34 protein-coding genes and 1 pseudogene are annotated in these 25044 nt (G+C 73.0%); 16 read left to right on the top strand and 19 right to left on the bottom strand.

Going from position 1 to position 25044, the window contains the following annotated elements; translation table 11 throughout:
* Positions 1-122: 122 nt before the first annotated feature.
* Complete coding sequence (locus AB0C78_RS32575; protein WP_360755378.1) at positions 123-896, top strand: phosphatase PAP2 family protein; 774 nt, start codon at positions 123-125, stop codon at positions 894-896.
* A 32-nt stretch (positions 897-928) separates the two neighbouring features.
* Here AB0C78_RS32575 and cphA read toward each other — a convergent pair whose 3' ends face one another.
* Both cphA and AB0C78_RS32565 read right to left on the bottom strand, forming a co-directional pair.
* The gene (cphA, locus tag AB0C78_RS32570; RefSeq protein WP_360755375.1) at positions 929-3586 is read right to left on the bottom strand and encodes a cyanophycin synthetase; all 2658 of its coding nucleotides are present in this window, start codon (positions 3584-3586) and stop codon (positions 929-931) included.
* 2 nt (positions 3587-3588) lie between these two features.
* Entirely contained in the window at positions 3589-4422 is an 834-nt protein-coding gene (locus AB0C78_RS32565) for a cyanophycinase (protein ID WP_151541196.1), read from the bottom strand.
* A 52-nt stretch (positions 4423-4474) separates the two neighbouring features.
* Here AB0C78_RS32565 and AB0C78_RS32560 point away from each other — a divergent pair, with 52 nt between their 5' ends.
* The 3 genes from AB0C78_RS32560 (at position 4475) to AB0C78_RS32550 (ending at position 7852) form a co-directional block, all read left to right on the top strand.
* On the top strand, positions 4475-5647 hold the full coding sequence (locus AB0C78_RS32560) for a M20/M25/M40 family metallo-hydrolase (RefSeq protein ID WP_360755372.1): 1173 nt from the start codon (positions 4475-4477) through the stop codon (positions 5645-5647).
* A 65-nt stretch (positions 5648-5712) separates the two neighbouring features.
* A complete protein-coding gene (locus AB0C78_RS32555; protein ID WP_360755369.1) occupies positions 5713-6393 on the top strand; it encodes a QsdR family transcriptional regulator in 681 nt (226 codons plus the stop codon).
* 100 nt (positions 6394-6493) lie between these two features.
* Complete coding sequence (locus tag AB0C78_RS32550; protein ID WP_360755367.1) at positions 6494-7852, top strand: AarF/ABC1/UbiB kinase family protein; 1359 nt, start codon at positions 6494-6496, stop codon at positions 7850-7852.
* Between the two features lie 89 nt (positions 7853-7941).
* On the opposite strand, the gene AB0C78_RS32545 is transcribed toward AB0C78_RS32550, so the two are convergent.
* On the bottom strand, positions 7942-8787 hold the full coding sequence (locus AB0C78_RS32545; RefSeq protein ID WP_360755364.1) for a siderophore-interacting protein: 846 nt from the start codon (positions 8785-8787) through the stop codon (positions 7942-7944).
* A 190-nt stretch (positions 8788-8977) separates the two neighbouring features.
* Here AB0C78_RS32545 and AB0C78_RS32540 point away from each other — a divergent pair, with 190 nt between their 5' ends.
* The 5 genes from AB0C78_RS32540 (at position 8978) to AB0C78_RS32520 (ending at position 13908) form a co-directional block, all read left to right on the top strand.
* Complete coding sequence (locus AB0C78_RS32540) at positions 8978-9439, top strand: nuclear transport factor 2 family protein (protein ID WP_360755362.1); 462 nt, start codon at positions 8978-8980, stop codon at positions 9437-9439.
* A gap of 77 nt (positions 9440-9516) precedes the next feature.
* Positions 9517-11190, top strand: a complete 1674-nt coding sequence (locus AB0C78_RS32535; RefSeq protein ID WP_360755360.1) for an FUSC family protein — start codon at positions 9517-9519, stop codon at positions 11188-11190.
* A gap of 44 nt (positions 11191-11234) precedes the next feature.
* Positions 11235-11738 (top strand): MarR family transcriptional regulator, encoded by a 504-nt coding sequence (locus AB0C78_RS32530; protein ID WP_360755357.1) that lies wholly within the window; start codon positions 11235-11237, stop codon positions 11736-11738.
* A 116-nt stretch (positions 11739-11854) separates the two neighbouring features.
* Positions 11855-12628, top strand: a complete 774-nt coding sequence (locus tag AB0C78_RS32525) for a cyclase family protein (protein WP_360755354.1) — start codon at positions 11855-11857, stop codon at positions 12626-12628.
* Positions 12625-13908: a thiamine pyrophosphate-binding protein gene (locus AB0C78_RS32520; RefSeq protein WP_360755352.1), complete on the top strand. Its 1284-nt coding sequence runs from the start codon at positions 12625-12627 to the stop codon at positions 13906-13908. Before AB0C78_RS32525 ends, AB0C78_RS32520 begins: the two co-directional genes overlap by 4 nt.
* On the opposite strand, the gene AB0C78_RS32515 is transcribed toward AB0C78_RS32520, so the two are convergent.
* Entirely contained in the window at positions 13842-14075 is a 234-nt protein-coding gene (locus AB0C78_RS32515) for a helix-turn-helix transcriptional regulator (RefSeq protein WP_360755349.1), read from the bottom strand. The genes AB0C78_RS32520 and AB0C78_RS32515 overlap by 67 nt on opposite strands.
* Before the next feature lie 102 nt (positions 14076-14177).
* On the opposite strand from AB0C78_RS32515, the gene AB0C78_RS32510 reads away from it, so the two are divergent.
* The 7 genes and pseudogenes from AB0C78_RS32510 (at position 14178) to AB0C78_RS32480 (ending at position 16170) form a co-directional block, all read left to right on the top strand.
* Entirely contained in the window at positions 14178-14432 is a 255-nt protein-coding gene (locus tag AB0C78_RS32510; protein ID WP_360755347.1) for a hypothetical protein, read from the top strand.
* Positions 14429-14737: a hypothetical protein gene (locus tag AB0C78_RS32505; protein ID WP_360755345.1), complete on the top strand. Its 309-nt coding sequence runs from the start codon at positions 14429-14431 to the stop codon at positions 14735-14737. The genes AB0C78_RS32510 and AB0C78_RS32505 overlap by 4 nt, the downstream gene beginning before the upstream one ends.
* Positions 14722-15090, top strand: a complete 369-nt coding sequence (locus AB0C78_RS32500; protein WP_360755343.1) for a hypothetical protein — start codon at positions 14722-14724, stop codon at positions 15088-15090. The genes AB0C78_RS32505 and AB0C78_RS32500 overlap by 16 nt, the downstream gene beginning before the upstream one ends.
* Entirely contained in the window at positions 15087-15473 is a 387-nt protein-coding gene (locus tag AB0C78_RS32495) for a hypothetical protein (RefSeq protein ID WP_360755340.1), read from the top strand. The genes AB0C78_RS32500 and AB0C78_RS32495 overlap by 4 nt, the downstream gene beginning before the upstream one ends.
* Complete coding sequence (locus AB0C78_RS32490) at positions 15467-15754, top strand: hypothetical protein (protein ID WP_360755338.1); 288 nt, start codon at positions 15467-15469, stop codon at positions 15752-15754. Before AB0C78_RS32495 ends, AB0C78_RS32490 begins: the two co-directional genes overlap by 7 nt.
* Positions 15747-15905, top strand: coding sequence for a hypothetical protein (locus tag AB0C78_RS32485; RefSeq protein WP_360755335.1), 159 nt, complete (start codon positions 15747-15749; stop codon positions 15903-15905). The genes AB0C78_RS32490 and AB0C78_RS32485 overlap by 8 nt, the downstream gene beginning before the upstream one ends.
* Before the next feature lie 174 nt (positions 15906-16079).
* Positions 16080-16170: pseudogene (locus tag AB0C78_RS32480) on the top strand.
* 374 nt (positions 16171-16544) lie between these two features.
* On the opposite strand, the gene AB0C78_RS32475 reads toward AB0C78_RS32480, so the two are convergent.
* The 15 genes from AB0C78_RS32475 to AB0C78_RS32405 all read right to left on the bottom strand — a co-directional run bounded on the left by AB0C78_RS32475 (position 16545) and on the right by AB0C78_RS32405 (position 25036).
* Positions 16545-17372 (bottom strand): glycoside hydrolase domain-containing protein, encoded by an 828-nt coding sequence (locus AB0C78_RS32475; RefSeq protein WP_360755332.1) that lies wholly within the window; start codon positions 17370-17372, stop codon positions 16545-16547.
* 1 nt (position 17373) lies between these two features.
* Positions 17374-17670, bottom strand: coding sequence for a hypothetical protein (locus AB0C78_RS32470; protein WP_360755330.1), 297 nt, complete (start codon positions 17668-17670; stop codon positions 17374-17376).
* 38 nt (positions 17671-17708) lie between these two features.
* Positions 17709-18596 carry a hypothetical protein gene (locus AB0C78_RS32465; protein WP_360755327.1) on the bottom strand — a complete coding sequence of 296 codons (888 nt, stop codon included), beginning with the start codon at positions 18594-18596 and terminating at the stop codon, positions 17709-17711.
* Positions 18596-18940, bottom strand: coding sequence for a hypothetical protein (locus AB0C78_RS32460; protein ID WP_360755324.1), 345 nt, complete (start codon positions 18938-18940; stop codon positions 18596-18598). The genes AB0C78_RS32465 and AB0C78_RS32460 overlap by 1 nt, the downstream gene beginning before the upstream one ends.
* Complete coding sequence (locus AB0C78_RS32455; RefSeq protein ID WP_360755322.1) at positions 18937-19302, bottom strand: hypothetical protein; 366 nt, start codon at positions 19300-19302, stop codon at positions 18937-18939. The genes AB0C78_RS32460 and AB0C78_RS32455 overlap by 4 nt, the downstream gene beginning before the upstream one ends.
* Entirely contained in the window at positions 19299-19724 is a 426-nt protein-coding gene (locus AB0C78_RS32450) for a hypothetical protein (RefSeq protein WP_360755319.1), read from the bottom strand. Before AB0C78_RS32450 ends, AB0C78_RS32455 begins: the two co-directional genes overlap by 4 nt.
* Positions 19725-19733: 9 nt before the next feature.
* Positions 19734-20297 (bottom strand): hypothetical protein, encoded by a 564-nt coding sequence (locus AB0C78_RS32445; protein WP_360755316.1) that lies wholly within the window; start codon positions 20295-20297, stop codon positions 19734-19736.
* Positions 20297-20914 carry an NlpC/P60 family protein gene (locus AB0C78_RS32440; protein ID WP_360755314.1) on the bottom strand — a complete coding sequence of 206 codons (618 nt, stop codon included), beginning with the start codon at positions 20912-20914 and terminating at the stop codon, positions 20297-20299. Before AB0C78_RS32440 ends, AB0C78_RS32445 begins: the two co-directional genes overlap by 1 nt.
* 6 nt (positions 20915-20920) lie before the next feature.
* Positions 20921-21301, bottom strand: coding sequence for a hypothetical protein (locus AB0C78_RS32435; RefSeq protein WP_360755311.1), 381 nt, complete (start codon positions 21299-21301; stop codon positions 20921-20923).
* Positions 21302-21310: 9 nt separating this feature from the next.
* Positions 21311-22126, bottom strand: coding sequence for a hypothetical protein (locus AB0C78_RS32430; protein ID WP_360755308.1), 816 nt, complete (start codon positions 22124-22126; stop codon positions 21311-21313).
* A gap of 2 nt (positions 22127-22128) precedes the next feature.
* The gene (locus AB0C78_RS32425) at positions 22129-22980 is read right to left on the bottom strand and encodes a hypothetical protein (protein ID WP_360755306.1); all 852 of its coding nucleotides are present in this window, start codon (positions 22978-22980) and stop codon (positions 22129-22131) included.
* Positions 22980-23135: a hypothetical protein gene (locus tag AB0C78_RS32420; RefSeq protein ID WP_360755304.1), complete on the bottom strand. Its 156-nt coding sequence runs from the start codon at positions 23133-23135 to the stop codon at positions 22980-22982. The genes AB0C78_RS32425 and AB0C78_RS32420 overlap by 1 nt, the downstream gene beginning before the upstream one ends.
* Positions 23136-23147: 12 nt before the next feature.
* Positions 23148-23435: a hypothetical protein gene (locus AB0C78_RS32415; protein WP_360755301.1), complete on the bottom strand. Its 288-nt coding sequence runs from the start codon at positions 23433-23435 to the stop codon at positions 23148-23150.
* Between the two features lie 111 nt (positions 23436-23546).
* Positions 23547-23846, bottom strand: coding sequence for a hypothetical protein (locus AB0C78_RS32410; RefSeq protein WP_360755298.1), 300 nt, complete (start codon positions 23844-23846; stop codon positions 23547-23549).
* On the bottom strand, positions 23843-25036 hold the full coding sequence (locus AB0C78_RS32405) for a hypothetical protein (RefSeq protein ID WP_360755296.1): 1194 nt from the start codon (positions 25034-25036) through the stop codon (positions 23843-23845). Before AB0C78_RS32405 ends, AB0C78_RS32410 begins: the two co-directional genes overlap by 4 nt.
* Positions 25037-25044 lie beyond the last annotated feature (8 nt).

Below are 25044 nucleotides of genomic sequence, written 5' to 3'. Positions count from 1 at the left end.
GCATCAGCTCCGCAAGGGCGCTCCCGCCCTGCTCGACCCGGTCGCGGAGGCCTTGCAGAAGCCCGCCCCAGCAGCCGCCGCCTCGGCCGAGCGCGGCGGACCCGCCCGTCGAAGGACCGCACATGAGCCTCCTCGAACAGCCGTCCCGGCCGGTCTCGTCGTTCGCGCGGCTGCGCAGACCGGGGGGCCAGGGCGGCGGACGGCCGGGCGGGCGGCCGCGGGCGGTCCGCGAGCTGCTGCTGATCGCGGTGCTGTTCACCGTCTACAAGCTCGGGCGGCTGCTGGCCAACGACCGGGTGAGCGAGGCGTTCGGCAACGCGCACCGGATCTGGGACATCGAGCGGGCCCTCGACCTGCCGAGCGAGCTGCACCTCCAGCACGGGCTGCTGCACAGCCAGTTCCTGATACACGTGGCCAACTGCTACTACGCCTACGTCCACTTCCCGGCGATGGCGCTGTTCCTGGTCTGGATCTACCTGCGCAGGCCCGCGCACTACCGGTGGATCCGCCGGGTGCTGGTCGCGCTGACCGCCGGGGCGCTCGCGCTGCACCTGCTCGTCCCGCTGGCGCCGCCCCGGATGCTCCCCGCCACCGGCCTGATCGACACCGCCGCCCGCTTCGGCCCCTCGGTGTACGGGTCGCCGCAGCACGACACGATGGCCAACCAGTACGCGGCGATGCCGTCGCTGCACATCGGCTGGGCCGCGATCATCGCGATCGGGCTCATCGTCACGTGCCGGACGCGCTGGCGGTGGCTGTGGCTGCTGCACCCGATCGCGACCGTCGCCGTCGTCGTCAGCACCGCCAACCACTACTGGATGGACGGGATCGTCGTGCTGGCGCTGCTGGCCGTCGCCGTCCTACTGCTGCGGCCTCCCGTCCCGGAGACGTCCTAGCCCCGAGACGTCCTAGTGCCGAGACGTCCTGGTCAGGGCGCCGCGGGCTCGGCGCCGAGGGTCTCGAGCAGCTCGACGACCGGCTCCAGCTTCTCGTACAGCAGCAGCACCGGCTCGCCGGGCCCGGCCATGTCCAGGGCGGAGGTCAGCGCCCCCTTGAGGTCGCCCGCCGGGTGGTGCAGCACGTCCGGGCGGCCCTCCCGCAGCCCCTGGACGATCAGCCGGGTCATCTCGCCGGAGCGGCGGCCCCGCAGGTCCTCGTCCTCGTAGACGACGACGCGCCCGAACGCGCCCGCCACGGCCTGGGCCGTCTCGGCGACGAGCTCGTCGGACCGGTCGCCGGGCAGCGTCACGGCCGCGACGCCGCCCGCGCCCCAGCGCGCCCCCACGAACGCGCCGACCGCGGCGACCGCCGCCGGGTTGTGCGCGTAGTCCACCAGCACCGGGTTGTCGCCGACCTGGTACACGCAGCCGCGCCCCGGATTGCGGGTGTGCGGCTCGAAGGTGCGCAGCGCCTCGGCGGCGACGTCCACCGGCACGCCCAGCGCCCGGGCGGCCGCCAGCGCGGCCAGCGCGTTCGCGACGACGTGCCCGGCACGGCCGCCGAACGCGCCCGCGACCTCCTCCACCGGCAGCACCCGCGTGCGGCGCCCGCCGTGCGCCTCCGTCAGCCAGCCGTCCTCGACGCAGTACCCGGTGCCGCCGCCCTCCAGATGCCGGACGAGCACCGGCGCGTCCGCCGACATCGCGAAGTAGCACAGCTCCGGTTCCCGGCGCCGCACCGCGGGACGCCCGGCCAGCCCCGCCGACGGCCCGTCCTCGGCGTTCAGCACCAGCCGGCCGCCGCGGCGGATCTGCTCGGCGACGAGCGCCTTGATGTCGGTCAGGTCGTCCAGCGACTCGGTGTCGTCCATGCCGAGGTGGTCGCGGGTGATGTTGGTGACGACCGCGACGTCGGCGCGGTCGTAGCCGAGGCCGCGCCGGACGATCCCGCCGCGCGCCGTCTCCAGCACCGCCGCCTCCACCGACCGGTCGCCCAGCACCATCTCCGCCGACCGCGGCCCGGACGCGTCCGACCGGTGCACGAGCCGGCCGCCCACGTACACGCCCTCGGTGCTCGTCATGCCGGTGCGGACGCCGTCCAGCTCCAGCATGTGCGCGATCATCCGGACCGTGGTGGTCTTGCCGTTGGTGCCGGTCACCGACACGACCGGGACCCGCGACGGCGTCCCCGGCGGGTACATCAGGTCGACGATGCCGCCCGCCACGTCGCGGGGCTCGCCCTCGTACGGGGCCAGGTGCATGCGCAGCCCCGGCGCGGCGTTCACCTCCAGGATCCCGGCGGCGCCGCGCTCGGCGGGCAGCGGCGAGCCGATGTCGGGCAGCCGCAGGTCGATGCCGCACACGTCCATCCCGACGGTCGCGGCGGCCCGCACGCACATCGCGGCGACCTCGGGATGCACGTCGCCGGTGACGTCCCGGCTCGTCCCGCCGGTGGACAGGTTCGCGTTGCGGCGCAGCCGGACCGTCTCGCCGTCCGCCGGCACCGAGTCCGGGCCGTGGCCCTGCCGGGCCAGCAGCGCCAGCTCGGTCGCGCCGAGCGCGAGCCGGGTCAGCGGGCGGTCGTGGCCCTCGCCGCGCGCCGGGTCGGCGTTGACCCGCTCCACCAGCTCCGCGACCGTGGACGTCCCGTCCCCGGTGATCCGCGCGGCGGTCAGCTCGGCCGCCGCCGCGACCCGCCCGCCGACCACCAGCACCCGGTAGTCGCGGCCCGGGATGTAGGACTCGACGAGCACCCCGCACGCGTCGGCGCGGCCCTCCTCGCCCGCCGCCGACGTGAACGCCGCCACGACCTCCGGCGGCTCCGACAGCTCGATGTGCACGCCCTCGCCCTGATGCCCCGACAGCGGCTTGACCACCACGGGGGCGCCGATCTCCCGCAGCGCCTGGAGCGCCTCCGCCGGCGACTGCGCCACCCGGCCCTCCGGGACCGGGACGCCCGCGTCCGCCAGCACCTTGTGCGCCAGCCGCTTGTCCGCCGCGATCTCCATCCCGATCGCGGACGTGCCGTCGGTCATCGCGGCCCACACCATCCGGTGGTGCCGCCCGTACCCGAGCCGCAGCAGGTTCAGATCGCCGACGCGGCGGACCGGCACGTCCCGCTCGCGGGCGGCGCGCGCCAGCGCGGCGGTGCTCACCCCGAGCCTGCTCTCCTCGTACGCCGCCGCGATCGGGGCGAGGTCCGCCGCGGGATCCGGCACCGTCCCGGCCAGCGCCGCGGTCACCGTCCGCACCGCCAGCTCGATCAGCCGTTCCACCACGTCCCCGCCCGGCGGCTCGTCCCGCGGGCATTCGAGGATCAGCTCGTAGTCGCCGGGGCCGCCCGCGCGGACCGTCCGGCCGAAATAGACCTCCCGGCCGATCAGGCCGGACAGCTCCAGCGTCACGTGCTCGGTGACATGGCCGAAATAGGTGCCGCGGGCCATCGCCTCGAGCAGCCCGCCCGGCCGGCCCGCCGAGCAGTGGTGCGAGCGCAGCCCCGGCAGCGCCGCCACCAGCCGCTCCGCGAAACCGGGATGGTCGGTCGTCTCGTGCCCGGTCAGGCCCTGCAGGTCCAGCCGCGCGACGGCGACGGGACGGTTCAGATAGACGTTCGGGCCGCCGAGGCGGCGCACATGGTCCAACCGCACGGCTATTCCTCCCCGGGCCCGCGCATCGTGCCGATCGCCGGCAGCCGATCGTGCATCTGGAAACAGCAGCCGGCGGGCAGCAGGTGCAGGGACACGTCGAACATCGCCATCGGCTCGTCGTCGGACGCGGCGTAGGCGACCGTCGACTGGCCCGCGTCCACGACCGTCACCACCCCGGTCCCGACCACCTGGAACTGCCCGTCGCCCACCACGATCGCGGTGTCCTCGTCGATCCCGACGCCCAGCAGCCGGGTGTCCAGCGCGATGCCGCTGAGCAGCCTCGGCAGCCGCCCCCGCTCGTTGAAATGCATGTCGATCAGCACGTTGTCCAGCAATGCCAGGCCCGGTCCCACCTTCACGCTGGACGCCGCGACCTCGTGGCCGTGGCCGCCGAGGATCATCCAGTGGCCCATCGCGGTCGCGCCGGCGCTCGTCCCGGCGATCACCAGGCCCTCCTGCTTCAGCCGGCGCTTGAGCAGCTCGTTGGTCCGCGACCCGACCAGCGTCCGGATCCGCGACTGGTCGCCGCCGCTGAACAGTACCCCGGTCGCCGCGTCCAGCGCGCGCAGCGTCGCGGCGTCGTCGGCGGCGGCGCGGCCGAGCAGCCGCAGCTCCCGCACCGACGGCACCCCGAGCCGTCCGAACACCGCGGTGTACTCCTCGGCGACCTCCTCGGGGACCTCCGTCGCGGTCGTCACGACGACGATCCGCGCGTCCTCCGCGCCGGCCAGCTCGACGAACGTCTCCAGGGGCCCGGAGCCGCAGGTCCGGTTCTCCGCCCCGCCAATGATCAGCAGCCGGCCCTTGCGTCCGGCGTCCCCGCTTCTCTCTTTCACACCTACCGACTACCCTTGATCACTCCGGGTAGTCTCTCGTTCGCGAGGTGTCATGGGAACGGCCGCGATCGACGGGAACGCGCTGCTGGCGGCGGCCGGGACGGGCCGCGACCGCTACCTGGCGCGGCTGGCCGCGCTGGTCGCCGCGGACAGCGGCACCGCCGACGTCCCGGGCGTGAACCGGGTCGCCCGCCTCGTCGCCGGGTACGCCCGCGAGTCCGGGCTGGACCCCGAGGAGCACCCGCTGCCGGACGGCCGGACCGCCGTCGTCGCCCGCCGCCGCGGCACCGGCCGCGCCAGGATCGTCCTGGCCGGCCACCTCGACACCGTGTTCCCCGCCGGGACGGCCGCCGAGCGGCCCTTCCGCGTCGACGCGGCGCTCGGCCGCGCGCACGGCCCCGGCGTCTGCGACGACAAGGGCGGCCTCCTCGCCGGGATCGCCGCGGTCGAGACGCTGATCGCGCTCGGCGCCGAACGGTACGGGGAGATCGTCCTGGTCTGCTCGCCCGACGAGGAGACCGGCTCCCCGCTCGGCCGGGCCGTCCTGGAACGGGAGGCGCGCGGCGCCGCCGCGGCCCTGTGCCTGGAGGGCGCCCGCGAGAACGGCGACCTCGTGTCCGCGCGCAGCGGCGTCACCGACCTCGAGATCACGCTGCGGGGGCGGGCCGCGCACGCCGGCATCGAGCCGGAACGCGGGGCGAACGCCGCGCTCGCCGCGGCGCGGCTGACCGTCGCGTGCCAGGCGCTGAACGGCACCCGTCCCGGCGTCGCCGTCAACGTCGGCGTGCTGGCCGCCGGGTCCGCGCCGAACGTGGTGGCCGCCTCCGGGCGGCTGGTGGTGGACGTGCGGGGCGACCGGGCCGCGGCGTTCGACGCGGTGATCGCCGACATCCGCCGCCTCGCCCTGGACCACGGCGTGGACGGCGTTACCGCAGAGGTCACCGAGCACGCCCCGATGCCGCCGTGGGAGCGCGGCGAGGCCACCGCCCGCCTCGCCGCCGAGGCCGTCCTGGCGGGGCGGACGGTCGGCGTCCCGGTCCGGGACGCGGCCACCGGCGGCGGCGCCGACGCCAACCTGATCGCCGCGCTCGGCGTGCCCGCCCTGGACGGCCTCGGGCCCGTGGGCGGCTGCGACCACGCGCCGGGGGAGTGGCTCGACCTCGCTTCCGTCGTCCCGCGCACGGCGCTGCTCGCCGCGCTGATCGACCGCGTCGCGGGCGCCTGACCGGCGTCCCGATCCGGCTCCGCTCGCCTGGCGGCGCATCCTTCCCGCTGTGTCATGCTGGGCGGATGAGCGGCAGCTCTGTTCCCCCGAGCGGGCCTCCCGGCCCGTCCTCCGCCCCGGCGCCCGCGCGCCGCCCGGCCGGGCCCGAGGCCGCGCTCGCCGCGGCGTCCGCGCACTACCTGCGGGGCGAGCCGATCGACATGTCCGCGCTGGCCGCCGAGCTGGGCGTCGGCCGCGCCACCCTCTACCGGTGGGTCGGCAGCCGCGAGCAGCTGCTCGGCACCGTCCTGGCGGAGATGACCGAGCGCACGTACCGGGTCGCCGCGCGCGGCGTGCGCGGCACCGGCCCGGAGCGGATCCTCACGGTGCTGGACCGGTTCATGCGGGCGGTGGTGGACGCCGCGCCGCTCAAGGCGTTCACCGAGCGCGAGCCCCGGCTGTTCATCCGGCTCGCGACGATGCCCGGCACCATCGAGGACCGCGCGACCGAGCTGCTGACCCTCGAGCTGCAGCGGGAGATCGACCGCGGCGCGCTGGCGGTGCCGCTGCCGACCCGGACGCTCGCCCAGGCCGTCGTCCGCATCGCCGACTCGTTCATGTACGCGCACTACCTGGGCGGGAACCGGCCGGAGATCGAGCAGGCCCTCGAGGTCGTGGAGCTGCTGCTGCGGCCCTGCCGGCACGACGCGCCCGCCGGCGCGGGACACCGGCCGCGGGACGGCGAGGGAATCTCCGAGCCCGTCTGAGCGCTGAAGTTTTTAGCGGGAATGACTATTTCGTGGCATTCGCCCGCCATGAGAGGCTGGAGATCATTGGACGCACTGTCGAACGAGGGACGGCCGGGCCGTGACTGACATCCCCCGCCGCGCGGTGACGCGCACCGCGAAACTGGCGACGCTCCCGCTCGGCTTCGCCGGGCGCACCGCTCTCGGCTTCGGCAAGCGCACCATCGGCCGGCCCGCCGAGGCCGTCGCGCTGGAGGTCCAGCGCCGCACCGCCGAGCAGCTGTTCTCCGTGCTCGGCGAGCTCAAGGGCGGCGCGATGAAGGTCGGGCAGCTCCTGTCGATCTTCGAGGCGGGGCTGCCCGAGGAGGTCGCCGCGCCGTTCCGCGCGAGCCTCACCCGGCTCCAGGAGGCCGCGCCGCCGATGCCCGCCGCCACCACGCACAAGGTCCTCGCCGAAGGGCTCGGCGCGGACTGGCGCGACCGGTTCGCCGAGTTCGACGACCGGCCCGCCGCCGCCGCGTCCATCGGCCAGGTGCACAAGGCCGTCTGGCACGACGGGCGGACCGTCGCGGTCAAGGTCCAGTACCCGGGCGCCGCCGACGCGCTGATGAGCGACTTCAACCAGATCTCCCGGCTGAGCCGCGTGATCACGCCGCTGTTCCCCGGCGTCGAGGTCAAGCCGGTCGTCGCCGACCTGAAGCGGCGGCTGCAGAAGGAGCTCGACTACGTCGACGAGGCCCGTGCCCAGACCGCCTTCCACGACGCCTACGCCGGCGACCCCGACTTCGTCGTCCCGGCGGTCGTCGCGCAGTCCGGGAACGTGCTGGTCACCGAGTGGCTGGACGGCACGCCGCTGGCCAAGGTCATCGCCGAGGGGAGCCGGGAGGAGCGGGACCGGGCGGGCCTGCTGCTGTTCCGCTTCCTGCTGTCCGGCCCGTCCCGCTGCGAGATGATCCACATCGACCCGCACCCCGGCAACTTCCGGCTGCTGGACGACGGGCGCCTCGGCGTCATGGACTTCGGCGGCGCCGCGCACGTCCCCGACGAGCTGCAGTGGTCGATCGGCCGGCTGCTGCGCATCGGCACGCTCGGCGACCCCGACGCGATCGTCGACGCGCTGTGGGAGGAGGGCTTCCTCGCGCCCGACGCGGAGGTGGACCCCGACGAGGTCGCCGCGCTCGTCACCCCGCACGCCGCGCCGTTCGCCGTCGACCGGTTCCGCTACACCCGCGAATGGATGCGCGAGCAGACGTCCCGCGGCCTCGGCCTCGCCTCCGACATGCGGCCGGGCGCGCTCGCCCGCCAGTTCCGGCTGCCGCCGCAGTACCTGGCGGTGAGCCGTGCCCTGGCGGGCGGCGGCGGAGTGCTCTGCCAGCTGGAGGCGGAGGGCGACTACCGCGCGGAGGCCGAGCGCTGGCTCCCCGGCTTCGCCGACGACGACGGCCCCGACCTCGACGACCAGACCCAAGCCACCGCCTGACCCGAGCGTCGGCGAGCGGAGGTCGCCCGTGTACGTGGGCGGGCCCATGCCCGGCGAGCGCAGCGAGCGCTGGCGAGCGGAGGTCGCCGTTAGGAGAGGGCGCGCGCCTCTTCCTCCTCGACCTCGCGGTTCCAGTCGCGCTTGCTCGACTGCCAGCCGTCCTCGTCGCGGCCGCGGCGCCAGTAGCCGGAGATCGACAGCCGCTCCATCGGCAGGCCGCGGTCGACGCGCAGGTGGCGGCGGAGCGACTTGACGAAGTTGGCCTCGCCGTGCACGAACGCGTGCACGTCCCCCTCGGGGAAGTCGAGCTTCTGGACGGCCTCGACGAGCAGGTCGCCGACCTGGCCGCCGTCGCGGTGCAGCCAGACGAGCTCGGTGCCGGCGGGGGCGCGCAGGTCCTGCTCCTCCTCGGGGCCCGCGACCTCGATGAACACGCGGGCGGGGGCGCCGGCGGGGATCCGCTCGAGGGACGCGGCGATCGCGGGGAGCGCGCTCTCGTCGCCGACGAGGAGGTGCCATCCCGCGTCGGCGCTGGGCGCGTACGCGCCGCCGGGGCCGTTGAAGAAGATCTCCTCGCCCGGCCGGACGCTCGCCGCCCACGGCCCGGCGATGCCCTTGTCGCCGTGGTGGACGAAGTCGATCGTCAGCTCGACCGCGTCGGGGTCCCAGGCGCGGACGGTGTAGGTCCGCACGCTCGGCCACTGGTCGCGCGGCATCTCGGCGCGGACCTTCTCCATGTCGAACGGCTCGGGGTACTCCACGCCCGGCTGCGGGAACAGCAGCTTCACGTAATGGTCGGTGAACGCGCCGGCGCCGAAGCCGGCGAGGCCCTCGCCGCCGAGCACCACGCGGATCATGTGCGGGGTGAGGCGCTCGGTGCGCAGCACCGTCCCCCGGTTGAGCCTGCGCCCCTTGCGTACCGGTTCCGTGGCCATGCGGACCTCCGCCGAAATGGATCAGTTGTAATTAGGTAACCCTAACCTCTGACGCGTCAGGATTGTTCCGCCGGGACCCCGCGCGTCGCGTCGCCCGGGCCGGCGGGAGCGATCGGGGGCTAACGGCGGGACACCCGCCGGGGTACGGTCTGCGGGGCGGCTCCCTCTGCGCACGGGACGGGTGAGGCGGTTGGCGGTCAGCAGGCAGACGATGACGGACGAGCAGCGCAAGTCGGTCGCGCTGGAGTACCTCAAGGGGTTCGACAACGGCGGGGTGACGTCCGACGGCGCGCCGCTGCTGGACCTGTTCGCCGACGACGCGCAGGTCTACTTCCCGAAGTGGGGCCTCGCGACCGGCAAGGAGGCGATCGGACGGCTGTTCGGCGACGTCGGTGCGACGATCAAGGCGATCGAGCACCACTACGCCGCCTTCAACTGGGTGTTCTCGGGCGGGGACACGCTGGTGGTCGAGGGCACGAGCCACGGCGAGCACCGGGACGGGCCGTGGCGGGCGGGCGTGCCCGAGTGGGGTGCGGGCCGGTGGTGCGACGTGTTCGAGATCCGCGACTGGAAGATCCAGCGGGTGTTCATCTACCTGGATCCGGACTACGCGGGCGGCGACACGGCCCGTTATCCCTGGCTGAAGGGCTAGCGGGGCCCGGCGGGACGTGGCGGGAAGCACACCCCGCCCATATATTTCACGAGTAAATTACTTGTTAAGCTTTAGGGGTGAGCGAGCAGAGCATCGGCGCCCCGGCCGTCCGGATCCGGCCGCTTCCGCTGCGCGGCGTCCTGAGGATCGGGAAGGCCGCCGACGTCTGGCACAAGGCCGCGCTGAGCGCGCCGGTCGCGTTCGGCGTGCCGGCGCTGGTCCTGCTGGCGCTAGGCCGGCTCGACCTCGCGCTCTACACCTCCGCAGGGTCGCTGTGCGCGATCTACTCGCATGGCGAGCCGTACGCCTCCCGCGCCCGCTTCATGGCGGTGATGGTGCTCGGCATGCTCGCCAGCGTCGGGATCGCGCTGGTCACGGCGGCCTCGACCGATTCGGCGGCGATCCGCGTCGCGGTCGCCGCGCTGCTCGCCGCCGTGCACAAGACGCTCTGCGACGCGGCGCGCACCGGCCCGCCCGGCGGCCTCATCCTCACCTTCGTCACGGCGAGCTGCCTGTTCGTTCCGGGCGCGCGGCTCGCGGACGTCCCGTTCCACCTGGCCCTCGGCCTCGCGGGCGGCGCGGTCGCCTGGCTGGTCGCCATGGCGCCCGGGCTCGTCCGGCCCGACGGCCCCGAGCGGACGGCGGTGGCCCGGGCCCTGGAGGCGGCGTCGAGGCTCGCCGCCGCGGACCCGGACGGCGCGGCCCGCGCCCGCCACGACGCGGCCGCCGCGATCAACGCCGCCTGGCACACGCTGCTGCGCGCCGGCGCCCGCACCCCGGCCAGGGCCGCGAACCGGCGGCGCCTCGAACGCCTCCTCGTGCACGCCGGGACCGTCGTCGCCGGGACCCCGGACGACCCGGACCGCCTCGCCGGCTGGGCCGTCGACCTGCGGCGCAACCGGCCCGTCCCGCGCCCGCCCGCCCGCCCCGGCGAGGACGGCGAGCTCGCGGGCATCGCCGCCGACCGCGCCGCGGCCGCGCCGCGCGGTGTCCGAGGACTGCTGCGGGCACTGCGGCCGGGCTCGCCGCTGCTGCCCGTCGCCGCCCGCGTCGCCATGGGCGCCGCGCTGGCCGGCTGGACGTCGATGGCGCTCGGCGTCGGCCGCCCGTACTGGGCGGTCGTGACCGCCGCCGCCGTCTTCCAGGCCAACATCACCCTGAGCTGGCGCCGCGGCCTGCAGCGCGCCGTCGGCAACCTGGCCGGGCTCGCGCTGTTCACCGTGCTGCTCCCGACGACCCGCGCCGGCGGTCTCGCGCTGGTCGCCGCCGTGATGGCGCTGCAGTTCTGCACCGAGGCGACCATGGCCCGCAACTACTGGCTGGGCAGCGTGTTCGTGACGCCGATGGCGCTGCTGATGGTCCAGCTCGCCGCGCTCCAGCCCGCCGGGAGGCTCGCGGCCGAACGCTGGCTGGACACCTGCGTGGGCGTCGCGGCCGGCCTGCTGAGCTGCGCGCTCGTCACCAACCGCCGCGCCACCGGCCGGATCGGCGCCGCCCTCGCCCGGCTCGACGCCGCCACGGCCGAAGCCCGCGCGCTCGCCGCCGGCGCCCCGGAACCGCCGGAGGCCGCGCGGGCACGCGATCGCCTGGCGTCCGCGCTGGTGGACGTACGGGACGCGGTCGACGTCGCGTCCGGCGAATGGTGGCAGGGCGCGCTGCCCGCCGAACGGGTCGAACGGGCGGAACGGGACGGGCACCGCGCCCTCGCCGCGCTCGCTCCCGGACGCGTCCCCGCGTCCCGGGCGGCGTGACGGGCGTACGATCACCCGGACGGCACGCGGAGGGGGAGCCGGGCGTGGAGGACGTGGTCGCCGAGGTGATCCGCCAGTGGCGGGCCATCCATCCCGGGCTGGACACGGCACCGCTCGCGGTGATCGGGCGCATCACCCGCTGCGCCGCGCTGCTCCAGCAGGCCGAGGAGGGCCCGCTGAGCCGCGAGGGGCTCGTCCGGGCCGAGTTCGACGTGCTCACCGCGCTGCGCCGGCTCGGGCCCGGCGTCACCCCGACCCGCCTCGCCCGCGAGACGTTCTCCTCCGGCGCCGCGGTGACCAAGCGGGTGCGCCGGCTGCAGGAGCGCGGCCTGGTCGAGCGGCGCCCCGACGAGCGGGACCGCCGCGTCCAGCACCTCGCGCTCACCGAGGACGGCCGGGCGCTGATCGACCGGATCATGCCCGACCAGGTCGGGTACGAGTCCGCGCTGCTGTCGGGGCTGCCGGAGGAGCGGCGCGACGCGCTCGCGGGCGCGCTCGCCGAGCTCCTCGTCGTCCTGGAGGGACGGCTCGGCGGGCTGATCGGATAGCGCCGCCGCCGGGCGGCGCACCTGCGCGGGGTGACCCTGCGAACAGGGTCATCTGCGGTACGTTCGGAGCACCCCGCGCGAGACCCCCCAGCCCGTACGCGCCGCCCGGAGGAACGATGCCCGTCCTCGACCAGCTCCTCGCCGCCCTCGCCGGCGGCTCGGTGGAGATCGTCGATCTCACCGCGCCGCTGTCGGACCGGACGCCGATCCTGCGGCTGCCCGAGCCGTTCGCGAACACGGTGCCCTTCTCGCTGCGGGAGATCAGCCGGTACGACGACCGCGGGCCCGCCTGGTACTGGAACGACATCACGACCGGCGAGCACGTCGGCACGCACTTCGACGCGCCCGTGCACTGGGCGACCGGCCGCGGCGGCGAGGACGTCGCGCAGGTCCCGGCGGGACGGCTCGTCGCCCCCGCGGTCGTGCTCGACACCTCGGAGCACGCCGCCGCCGACCCCGACTTCCTGCTGCAGATCGACCACGTCCGCGCGTGGGAGCGCGCGCACGGCCCGCTGCCCGACGGCGGCTGGCTGCTGTACCGGACGGGCTGGGACGCGCGCTCCGGCGACGCGGAGGCGTTCCTCAACGCCGACGAGAACGGCTCGCACGCGCCGGGCATCTCGCCCGAGTGCGCCCGCTGGCTGGCGCAGGAGACGCCGCTGCTCGGGCTCGGCGTCGAGACGGTCGGCACCGACGCAGGCGGCGCGCACGCGTTCGACCCGCCGTTCCCCTGCCACTCCTACTTCCTCGGCGCGGGCAAGTACGGGCTCACCCAGCTGCAGAACCTCGCCCGGCTGCCGGCCCGCGGCGCGGTGCTGGTCGCCGCGCCGCTGCCGATCGTCGGCGGCTCCGGCAGCCCGGCCCGCGTGCTGGCCCTGGTCGAGCGATGATCGTCGCGGAGGCCGTGGGGGAGGCCCTCGCGCGGCTCGGCGCCGAGACCGTGTTCGGCGTGGTGGGCAGCGGGAACTTCCACGTCACCAACGCGCTGGCCGCGCACGGCGCCCGGTTCGTCGCCGCCCGCACCGAGGGCGGCGCGGCGACGATGGCGGACGCGTACGCGCGGGTGAGCGGCGGGCTCGGGGTGGTGTCGGTGCACCAGGGGCCGGGCCTCACCAACGCCGTCACCGGCATCGCCGAGGCGGCCAAGAGCCGCACGCCGCTGCTGGTGCTGGCGGGCGAGGTGGCCGCGTCCGCGGTCCGCTCGAACTTCCGGATCGACCAGGCCGCGCTCGCGGCGTCCGTCGGCGCCGTCCCGGAGCGGGTCCACTCGCCGCAGACCGCGCTCGCCGACGTGGCGCGCGCCTGCCGCACCGCGGTCGCCGAGCGCCGCACGGTGCTGCTCGGGCTGCCCCTGGACGTGCAGGGCGCGGAGCTGCCCGCCGCGGACGCGCACGCGCGGCCCCCTGCGGGCCACCGTCCCCGCCCGTCGCGGGTGCCGCCGCTGCCCGTGCCGCCGCCGGGCGCGATCGCCCGGCTAGCCGACGCCCTGCAGGCCGCCGAGCGCCCGGTGTTCGTCGCCGGGCGCGGCGCGCGGCTCGCCGGCGCCGGCCGCGACCTCGCCGACCTCGCTGCGCGGTGCGGCGCGCTTGTCGCCACCTCCGCCGTCGCGCGCGGGCTGTTCGCGGGCGACCCGTTCGGCCTGGACGTCAGCGGCGGCTTCGCGACCCCCGCGGCGGCGGAGCTGATCGCCGGAGCCGACCTGCTCGTCGCGTGGGGCTGCTCGCTGAACATGTGGACGACCCGCCACGGCGCGCTCGTCGGCCGCGGGGCGACGGTCGTGCAGGTCGACGTCGACGCCCGCGCGCTCGGCGCGCACCACCGGGTCGACCTCGGCCTCATCGGCGACGTCGGGGAGACCGCGCGGGCCGCCGCCGCGGAACTGGAGGCGCGCGGGCACTCCGCCACCGGCTACCGCACCGCGGACGTCGCCGAGCGTCTCGCCCGCGAAGGCCGCTGGCAGGACGTCCCCTACGAGGAGGACAAGGAGCACGACAAGCACCCCGGCGGCGGCCCGCGCATCGACCCGCGCACGCTGACGATCGCGCTGGACGGGATGCTGCCGCGCGAGCGCACCGTCGCCGTCGACTCCGGCAACTTCATGGGCTACCCGGCGGTAGTCCCGGTTGTGGCCATGGGGAAAAAGTCCGTGATCGGCACGTTCAGCAGCTGAGCGAGCGCGGCCAGGTCATCGACGTTGAACGGCGCCGAGCCGTTCATGCGCCGAGAGAGGTACATCGGCGTCCAGCCGAGCTGCTGCGCCGCCGCGCGGGCGCTGAGTCGACGTCGGGCCAGGAGTGCCCGAACCTCTTCGGCTACTTGATCACGCACGGTCGTCATGGGGCTGAGAGTACGGCTATCACGTGCAGCGATACAAGTTTTGGGACTCAATGTCACCTAGAGGCTTGCGCATGTAACGCTCAGAGTTAGATACTCCCCGTCATGGTTATGCAGATGACGGTTGTGGATGACCGATTCATCGCCTACCGCGTTCGGGTGGAGCTGAGCCGCCAGAAGCGCACGCAGCGCTGGTTGGCGCGTCAGCTGGACGAACAGCCGATGTGGCTGAACCGGCGCCTCGTGGGCGAGGACCTCGTTCCGTTCACCGTGACGGAGATTGCGAGGGTCGCCCAGGCGCTCGGCGTCGACGTCTTGGTGTTCTTCCCCCCGGCGTCGATGGAACGGGAGGCAGTGTGAACGGCCTGGCCTGGGGCCAGCTGGTCTTCGACGGTGCCGCGATTCTCGGCATGATCGCGCTCGCGCGCGTCGTGCTCGTGCTGCGCGACGCCATCGAGGAGCTGGACAACGAGTACGACGCGAACCGCCGGCGGTTGCGCGACATGACGAGCCGCATCGGTGGGCTGACCCGGCGCGTCGACGGCTTCGAGCGAGAACGGGACATGGAACGGGTGCGCGCGGCCGCGGCCGCCGCGGCCGCGCCTCTCGAGGAGAAGCCGGCCGCGCTCGAGACCACTGACACGCCGCCGTGGGACGGATCATGATCGCGGCCGCCCTGCAGGCGCTCGTTGACGTGGCGCTGATCGGGTCCGTGATCTACCTCGCGCAGTGGCTGCGCGCGGTCGACTCGCGCCACACCGCGCGGCACATCGAGCAGCTGCAGCGACAGAAGGAGCTCTCGGCTAGCGTCGTGCGGTTCGGCGAGCACGCGGCGACCCTTGCCGAGTCGCAGAGCGCGATGCACACGAGGCTGCAGGACCTGCAGATCGTGGTGTCGCTGATGGAGGACGCGCGGCGCCTGGACGGGCAGCTCGCTGCGCTGCTCGCCGGGGGTGCCACCCCGACGAGCAGCGACTCGTGCAGAGACTCCAACCCCCCTGAAGGAGAGAGGGCATGACCATGATGACAGATCGCGACGAGCTCACGCCGGAAGTCATGCGGGACCGGGCGCGCGCACAGGTGGCGAAGACGGCGGCCGCGCTCGCGTCGCTGGTGCAGGCCGATCTTCCGCTGGCGACCTGGATGATCAAGCGGACCGATTGCGGTGAGCTCGAAGGGCAGATTCTGGGGGGCGACACGGTCACGCAGTGCCGTGCGTCCTGGGCTGACTTCATGGAGTGGGCCGACCACTTCGGCGTCACGCCCGTCAACCCGCGTCCGCAGTACGACCGACACGGCCGTTCGACCTTCCGGGAAATCCGCTTCACCTACGACGACGTGCGCGTGAGGCTCTACACCTCGCTGCCGTCGCCGGATGTCGCCGAGGAGCTCGGATGCTGACCGGCGAGCGGCTCGCGGCCGGGTCGATCGGCGCGGCGCTGATGCTGATCGTCATCAGCGCGGCCGCGGTCATCGTGCTCGCGTGCGTGCGGGCCCGGTCGCGGCGGCACGCGCCGCTGCACTGCGTGCCGCACGACCCGGCGCACCGCGCCAAGCACGCGCCGCGCCGCGCCGGACGCCGGGTCGGCCGCGGCCGCCTGGAGCGCGGCGAGCAGCGCGAGGAGCGCCGGAACGATCGGGGCCCGCGCGACGGGGGTCCGTGGAGGCCGGCCGTTGCTTAGCGCGCTGCTGATCCTCGCCGGGCTGTTGCTCGTGCTCGTGCTGCTCGCGTTCTGGGCGCCGCCGCGCTACCAGCTGCCGCGCGGCGGCCTGCTGTACGTCCTCGCGTACGGCTGGTGGTTCGACCCGAACTCCGACCGGTGGGAGGTCTGATCCGATGAGCCGGTCCCCTGGGGCGTTTTCTTCCTTTTCCGCCCTGGGGGACCTCTGCGCTGGTGATTTCGAGGGGGAGTCACCGGCGCCCCGTGGTCCGTCCGCCCGGACCGTCCTCCCGGGCGGGCGGGCCACGACCAGCGCGGCCGCGCGACGGGGGCGCGGCCGCGCTTCGCCTGCATAGCTCAGTGGTAGAGCCGCCATCTCCGAACGGTCGGGGGGTCGGAAGAGATGGCGTTCCCGGGTTCGATTCCCGGTGCAGGCACGCCAGAACATCCCGCGAGGCTGGGAGGTCTCTCACACACACGTTCTGCTGCACGGTGCTGGTCCCGCCTCCACCGTGCCCCCGGAAGGCCCTGCCCGGCCGGCCGGGGGCGAACAGATAGGCGGTAACCCGCGGAGCCCCTAGCGCTGAAGGGGGCCCGGCTTGGCGTGCGCAGCCGTAGCCGGTCCACCAACAAGGCCGACGTCCGAAATGGGCGGGACGGCCATGTCGCCATGGGGTAGTTGTCCCGGAGCGTCATCCGGGGGGCCAGGGGGGGAGCCCCGGGCCGCCCCCCAGGCTCCCTCTCCCGGCGGTTGATCGCAACACAAATCGTCTTATGTGTCTTATGGGACAGCTACCTCTACCCCGGTCGATCACTGGACGCGCAGCAGCACTGGCCAGGTCTGGGGCCCGACGATCCCGTCCGCGGTCACTCCGCCCCACTTCTGCACGGCCTTCACGGCGGCTTCCGTGACGTCGCCGAACCGGCCGTCCACCACCACTTCGGAGTGGCTGCGGGCGACCAACAGGCCCTGCACGGACTGGACGTCTTCGCCGGTCGCACCGGGCGAGACGATCGGGAGCGAGTGCACGAGGTTCTCCGTCCAGTTCGGGGCCGCCGGCGACCCGGCGAGCCACTGCCCGAAGTCGGGCGACGTCGACCGGTTGTAGTCGACGCCGACGCCGTTGATCACGTGGTCATTGGAGTACTGCTGCAGCTGGGCGCGCGCGTCCCAGCGGCCGCCTGACCATGCGTAGGTCTGCCAGGCCCAGCGGGCGAGCCCGGCGTCCAGCGCGCGGCTGACGGGCCAGTAGCCGCCGTAGATGCCCACCCGGGCGACGCCGAGCACGCTCGCGGCGCCGCGAAGGTAGGCGTTGATCGGCGACTGATCGGCCGGGGCCGCGTCGAAGTCGACGGCGAAGTAGATCGGCCGGTCCGGCGGCATCCCGCACGCGGCCGCCTGGGCGGCCGCCGTACGCGCGTCGACGGCGCCGGCGTCGCGTCCGGCCCGGGCACGGGCCGCGGTCGACTCCCAGACGACGACGATCGCGATCCCGGCCGCGCCGAGCTCGCGCGCCTCGCCGGCGTCCAGGTTCTTCCCGGTGGTGTCCGGCGAGAGGTAGCGGCAGACGAACTTCGCGCCGGCGCGCTGCAGCGCGGCCGCTCCCGGGCGGCCCCATGCGTAGTCGACTCCGAACACGTCAGGTCCTCCCGGGGTGGTTCGTCAGGTGGTCGGTGAGCCGCTGCGCGAGCTCGTGTTGCTGCTGCTCGATGCGCGTCACGGCGTCCTTCAGGCTGGACCCGTGGTTGGGGGTGACCTCCGCATGGACGTCATCGAGCCGCGGCTTGATCTGCTCGCGCAGCCACGTCTTCAGCGGCAGGACGACCCAGCGAAGGACCACGTAGCGCATCACGACGCCGATCGCGGCTAGGGCGCCGGCGAGATACCCGAGGTAGATCAGGGCGCCGCCCAAGTCGCGCAGATCGATCGTGGTCATGTCACATCCGTCCCTCGTGCCACTCGTGCCACTCGTGCCTAGAAACCGGCGATGGGCCAGCGGCAGGGGTCCAGGGATACCCAGGTGGTGCCGGTATCGGGCGTCTGGATGACCACGTTGCCGTCACTGTGCACGCTGATCTGGCTATGCCGCCCGCCGGTACCGGGCGAGTCCCAGACGTGGTGAGCGGCCGGTTTCAGGTTGGCCGGAAGCGCGAAGATGACGGTGCCGGAGGTGGTGGTGCCGCCGGTGACGACGCCGGTAAGCCCGGCCGTGCCGTCAGAGAACTCGATGTAGCCGGCGGCCTGGTAGCCGTTCCCGTAGTTGGTCCAGCCGTTCTGGAACGAGGCGGCCGGGACCAGCGCGAGCGCGCCGCGCTTGGCGTACTCGCCGGGCGGAAGCTGGATTCCGGCGGCCGGCTGCAGCTGCACGGCGAGCGCGGCCGCCGTGTCGTCCACCTGCAGGACGACGTTGCCGGCGGTCGGCTCGATGAACAGCGTGCCGTTGACGTCCAGGTCTCCGGACACCTGGGCCATGCGGAGGTTGGTGCCGTCGCCTGACGTCAGGGTGATCTGTGCGGCTGTCTGCCCGGGCGCTTCGGGACTGGACAGGAACAGAGCCCCATACGCGCCGCCGGGCCCGGCCGCAATGGCCTGAATGAATCCGTCCGTCTGACTGAACGTCGCACTATCCGAATTGAAGACGATGGCGGGTCCGTTGATCGGTGGCGGCGCAATGTAGATCTTCACGTACTGAAGGAGGGTCCCGACGTCGAACTCACCACGGACGACCACGTCGTTAAATTCGGCGCTGCCGTCCTTATTGATCGACCATCCGGACGTGGACGTGACATAGTTCGGCGACGCGATCGCCTTACGAATCAGCTTCTGTGCCCCGCCGAGAATGGCGTTAGCGAATCCGCTCATCACACATCCTTTGTTCCGGTAACCGTCAGGGTGGCTGTGGCGCCCGGGTCGCCGCCCGTCCAGACGGCCCACACGTACCATCCGACGCGTACTGTGGTGGCGCCCACGCGGTCGGACGAATCCCCGGACGATCCCGAATAGGTGCCGTCCATGAAATTCGCCTGGGTGGGGGAGTCTCCGACGTAGATCAGGCATTGCGCCTCGTTCGTGATCGTGGAGACCTTCACGGACGCATTCGAGGGGTGCCAGACCTCCCGGGCCGTCAGCGGCCCGACCTTCGCCGTGCCGCCGCCGGCGCCGTTCAGGACGACCGGAACCGTCTCGTTCAGGGGGACGGACGTCATGGGCCCTCGATGATCGCGATGACGTCCACCACGGTCGGGAGCGTCGTGCCGGTCGCCCAGACCTCGTCAGTCGTGGGCAGGTACTGCGGGATGAACGAGCTCGCGGAGATCTTCGCAGCGCCGTTGACGTTGGCTTGCGCGTCCGCCTGGCTGCCCGCGATCGAGATCGAGTTCTGCTCTGGCCGTATCCAGGCGTGGAGCCGGTTCAGGTTGTTCGGAAGGATCTGCTGCACCGGGTCCGCGGCGGTCAGCACGAACGACCGGACAGACAGGCCGCGGCGGCATGGGTTCTTGTCCCCCTGGTTGTTCAGCGGGACATCCGACCCGGTCAGGTGAACTTTCAGAGGCTCGATCTCGTTCATACAGCTGCCACCATTCCCGCCGTCTTGGCGATTTTCGTCGCGATCGGAACCGCGTTCGTGATGCGGGCCAGGCCGACCGCGATAAGGATGATTCCTAGGGCCACTTCGGCGACCCTAATCCAAAGGTTCGCCTGAAAGAGCGGCTTCAGGACGTCGTTCGTCACGCTGGTGACCGCGTCCCCCGCTTCCTTCACGCCGGTCCCGGGGTCGACAATCCCGCCGATGATCTTCTGTACCGGGGTCTTCGGCTTCTTCGGAGGATGCTGTGCCTTCTGCTTTTCAGCCTCTTCCTTCGTGTTGTACGGAAGCCACACACCGGTCAGAAGCGAGTACTTGAATTCCCATTCCCAGAATGAGACGTGCTTGATTTCGCCGGTGACGGTGTTGTAGGCCCAATAGCCGTCAGTGAAGGGATTCGCCATGTCCGCCTCTTAGTACCAATTGTGAGCCTGCCAGAAAGCCCATGCCTTCACTGGGTCGCCGTATCTGCCTTTGATGTAGTTGCACATCCAAAGAGCCTGGGCGCCGGCGTCGCCGCTGTTGGCGGCCTTCGCCTGGGCGTCGCTGAGCCCTTCGCCGCCGTACTCGTTGCCGAGCGTCCCGGCCGTCCTGCTGTTGCCGTGCCCGAGCGCCTGGGCGAGCCCGAGCGCGCCCGAGGAAGGGTTCTTCGCCTTCGGGTTCCAGCCCGCCTCGTGCGTCTCGATCTGCGACAGCGCCTGCCACTGCTCGCCGCTGCCCCACCCGAAGGTGGCCGCGGTCTTCTGCAGGGTGTCTTGTGCGCTGCCGCCCTGGACGACCGAGCCGCCGCCGCCCGTCGACGAGCCGCCCGCCGGCGCCGCGGTGGTGGGCGAGCCGATCGCGTACGCCTGGGGGAGCTCGGCGGGGTTCTTGCCCTGCACGATGCTCTGCAGCGCGGACGGGATGCTGATCCCCTTCACGCCCGCGTAGGTCGCGATCGACCCGGCGGCGATGGCGGCCAGGCCCGGGCCGTCCATCAGCCACCGACCCGGCGGTAGACCGGTTGCGTGCCGTGGAAGTAGCGGGTCGTGCCGTCGATGCTGCTGATGCCGGTCCCGCTCGCCGTCGACCGCGCGTTGATCATGCTGCTGTTGTTGATCGCAATGCCGATGTGGTCGGGCCAGACGATCAGGTCGCCGGCCGCCACCTGGGCGCGGCTGATCGACTGCCCGAACGAGGCGTACTCGTGCGTGGTCGGGCCGTGCGCGTGCGGCGGCATCCCCGGGCCGCCCCAGTTGCCGCCCGGGATCGGCTGCCCCAGGTCGTGCCCCAGGACGTAGCTCACGAAGCTGCTGCAGTCCCAGTTGCCCGGCTTATCGGCCGGGCCGCCCCAGTGGTAGCCGGTCCCGTTGTACTTCAGCGCGTCGTTCGCGATCGCCTGACCGCTCGCGGTGCCGCCGGCGACGGCCGTGGAGCCGCTCGCCGGCGGGGTGCTCACCGGGGGGTCGACGGCGTAGCGCTGCGGCAGGCCCACGGGGGAGTGGCCCTGCACGATGCTCTGCAGCGCGTCCGGGACCGAGATCCCCTTCACGCCGGCGTACGTGAAGACGGAGCCGGTCGCGACCGCAGCGAGCGCGGGCAGGTTGACCGGCATGGCGGGTCAGCCCGTCTGCGCCTGCATCGCGAGCGGCACGACGTTCTGCGCCGGCTGGTAGGCGTCCGGGCTCGGGGGCTGCATCTGGCCCGTCTCCGGGTGCGCCATGATCGCGTGCCGGTAGTGCGCCTCCATGGCGATCACGGCGGCGCCGCCCAGGATGACGATGTTCGGGTCCTTCGCGAGCAGCGCGAGCCCACCGACCATGATCAGGGACGTGTAGCCCGCCTTCTTCCGCGAGCTCTCCAGCACGGGGTGATTCGCGTCCGTCGCCTGGGCGCCGCTCACCGGCCCGACGTCCAGCTGGTAGGTGGCGTAGACCATCCCGGCGACGGTGGCGCCCAGGATGAGCGAGCCTTCCGGCCGCATGACGCTTTTCAGGGACATCGGGCCCTCCTACTTCTTCGTCTTGATCGTGATGCCGGTACGGGGGCCGGTGACTTCCTTGCCCTGCACGACCCGGAACGGCTGCACCTCGAGGTGGTGCGAGGTGTTGGGCTTCAGGTTCCAGACGTGCTCGTTGGGATACACGTTGTTCGTCTTCCGGATGCCGTCCGCGTAGATGATGTAGCCGGCGACGTCCGGCACGGCGTTCCACGTCAGGTCGACGTGCTCGGAGAACGCGACGCCCTTCAGCCCGGTCACGGCGGGCGGCGCCGTAGTCGGGGGTGTGGTGGCGGGCGGCTCGTTCGACGTCCGGTAGCTCGGCGGGTAGCCGGTCGGGCCGTTCGCCGGCGGGTAGCCCGTGAAGGCGATCGCCTGATTGACGATCGTCACCTGATCGGCGCTGAGCGGCTGCCCGGTGATGTACTTCCCGAGCGCGTTCCCCACGGTGTTCGCATCCGAGCCCACGGTGTTCACGAGGTAGTCTTCCGCGGCCTGGCTCCACTGTGCGTTCGTCGTGAAGCCCGTGGTCGTGCTGATCGTGCTCACGTTGCTGCCGTTGCCGCCGTAGTAGCCGGCGCCCAGGTACGAGCCCTGCGACCCGAGCGCGGCCGTGTCCTCTGCGCTGCCGTAGACGTAGCCGGTCGCCGGGTCGATCGCGTCGCCGCTGCTCGCCGCGCCGCCGCCGCTGCTCGCCGGCGCGGCCGCGGGCGCGTTCCGGGCCCGGTACCACGCGACGCCGACCACCAGCACGGCGGCGCCGCCCAGGACGTAGGCCGTGCTCTTCTTCGTCTTCCCCAGGCCCGGGATCGTGATCGTGTCCGCCATCGTCACCACCAGCTCACGGGCGCTTGATCGGCCGCGGCCGGGCCGTAGTCGGGCGCGATGTACGGCTCCGGCGGCGACTCGTACTGCACGGCGTCCTGCTGCAGGACGGCGCCCTGAACGCCGAAGCTGACCGTCGTGTCCTGCCCGGTGAACGGCGAGTTCTCGCCGATCGGGGGCCGGGCCGGGCCCGGCTGACTGGTGACCATCGGTCTCCCGCCCGGCTTCATCCACATGTAGTTCCCCGGGATGCTCCCGGCCGCGTACCGGCGGTGCAGGTGCGCCGCGTCGAAGCCGAAGCCGTTCTGGCGCGCGAACGAGGAGACGCGGTCGGTGGTGCCCCACCCGCCCGCGCTCGCCTTCAGCTGCCCGGGCATCCCCGGGTCCTGAATCGTCGCGCCCGGGTCTACCGCGTAGTCCTCGCGCCAGTCGTCCTGCAGCGCGGGGATGCGCGTCAGGATGCGGCGCGAGGCACCGAGGTTGCTCGCGTGAATGCTGGCGCTCTGCTCCAGCTGCCGCGCGACCGCGTCGGGGCCCTCGTTCTGCTCCACGCCCTTCGGCCAGGGCGCGGCGTGCGTCTCCGGCGTCAGGTCCGCGGTCGGGTCCTGGCCCTCGTTGCCGGCGGGCGCCGGCCACCCTTCCGTGGTGCCCACCAGCTGGGCTTCCGCACCGTACGGGCCCTTCGGCCCGACGACGCCGGACAGCACTTCCCACGGGTAGCCGGTCGCGGTCAGCGGCGCCACCAGCTGCTGACCGTGCCGCGGGTCGGCCGGGTCGCCGAGCCGCTCTTCCGCGGTCGCTTCGGGCTGCAGGATGACCGACCCGAAGGTCGGCTGCAGGCCCTGCACGCCCGCCATCAGCGCTTCCCGCCGGAGATGACGTCAGCTTCCGTGCCGCCGATCAGCTGCCGGAGCCCGGTAGCGGCCTTGTACACGCCGTTCGGGTTGGTGACCACGAGGTAGAGCGCTCCGAGCCCGATCAGGCCAGAGAGCCACTTCTGCAGGACGCTCACACCGTCCTCCCTTCACCTGTATCCGAGGACCGTCAGGACGTTGTCCAGGGGCGGCTTCGCGTTGCCGTAGGGCACGATCAGGACCGCGGCCACCGTGAGCCCGGCGAGCCCGACCGCGAACGTCGGCGTCAGCTTCTCCAGCCCGGCCAGGGCCAGGGCGAGCAGCGCCGTCGCGGGCACGAGGCGCCAGTTCAGCGACTTCCACGGCGGTTGCCCGCCGGCGAGCGGCGCGAACAGCGCATCGTTGGCGACCGCGATCCCGCCGGCCGCCATGACGAGCCCTGCCGACCGCGACTCCACGGGCGGTCAGATGGTCGGGAGCTTGTTCAGCACGGGCAGGCTCCGGACGCGGTCCGCGAGCACGACGCCGGCGACGAACAGCGCGACGGACATCCAGTTGATCTTCATGGGTCACCCTTCGTAGGTCGCGACGATGCGGCTCACCCGGTCGGGGCCGCCGTCCTCGCCGGGCTCGGTGTGGTGCGTGCCGCCCGCGTACCCGGCGACGACCCGGCCGTCCTGCAGGTGCTGGTAGTGCGTCGGGCCGCTCACCCGGACGGGGACGCCCCGGTCGTAGACGAGCAGGCTGGACGCGGTCGACCCGGCGGGCGCGTCGTCGTCCTCCCACACCGGCCGGGCCGCCGTGACGTCCAGGTCCTCTTCGGCCTGCTGCTTGGCGCCGGTCAGGCCGTCCTTGTCGATCTCGCTCATGCTCCGCTCCCCGCGATCAGCGCGTACCGGTTCTTCGACGGCGTGGCGAGCCAGTTGACCTGGGCGGACAGGGTGCAGGACGCCCCGAACGAGCCCGTCAGCCGCAGGAGGGTGTTGACCTGGGTGTCCAGGTACTTCATGCGCACTTCCGAGCCCGGCTTCAGCGTGAAGTCCAGGAAGAAGTACTGCGGGAAGACGCCGTTTTCGCGCCCGAGCGCCGTGTCCGCGGTCGCGCTGGTGAGCCCGAAGTCCCGGCCGAGCTTGGTCAGGTACCGGTTCTTGCCGATGTTGCGCAGCTGCACGTTGCCGAGCAGCAGCTGATACGGGTCGGGCCAGTCGGCGTCACCGGCCGCCCGGGTCGGCGTGGTCGTGTCGACCAGCTTGTAGATGATCGACCGGATGGGGAAGCCGATGCCGTTCGTCAGGTCGTACCGGCTGTTGCCCGCGGCGATCGTGTTGGACTCGCTCTTGATGTACTGCAGCGTGCCGGGGAGCGGCGGGGTCTGGGCGAACGCGCGGCCGGACGGCGCGGCCGCGGCCGGCTCGGTGTACGAGCTCGGGTAGCCGCGGAGCCGAAGCACGCCCTGCACGGACGGGACCTGGTTGTACGTGTTGGCCTGGGAGTCGATGTAGATTTCGACCTTCCATCCCGGTTTGCTCTCGTTCTGCACGGTGCCCAGGGAGTCGCGCGCGACGACTTCCAGGGGCAGGAACAGCGTGAAGTGGAAGCTGCCGCCCGTGCTGCCGGTGCCGGTGGTCGCCGAGTACGTGATGTCCGCCCGGGGGTCGCCCACGTTGTGGTACCCGCCGAACTTGTTCATCGCCATCCAGTCGTAACCGGTGTACTGCTGGACGACCTCGCCGCCCAGGTCGTACAGGGTGCACTTCTGGACGACCGAGAACGGGTTGTCCCCGGCGTAGCTGACGTTGTTCGTGCTCTGGCCGGTCACCGTCATGGTGAAGTCGAACCACACGCCCCGGAGCCACCCGGTCGGGCTCAGGTTCCACAGCGGCATCTGTTGCGCGCTGGTGGTCTGGGTCACCTGCTGGTCGTAGTCCTGCACGTCGCTCTCGTACACCCCGACCGGAAAGGGCCAGGGCGCCGCGGGCGCCGGCTGGGCGGCCTTGCCGCCCGTGGTGCCCGGGCCGGGCTTCGTCGCGACGCTCGCCGCTCCTGCAGGAGTGGTCACCGCGGTCT

The organism is Actinomadura sp. NPDC048394 (assembly GCF_040651755.1).
In the GTDB taxonomy this organism is placed as follows: Bacteria; Actinomycetota; Actinomycetes; order Streptosporangiales; family Streptosporangiaceae; genus Spirillospora; species Spirillospora montaniterrae.
This window is presented reverse-complemented; position numbering and strand designations above follow the sequence as displayed.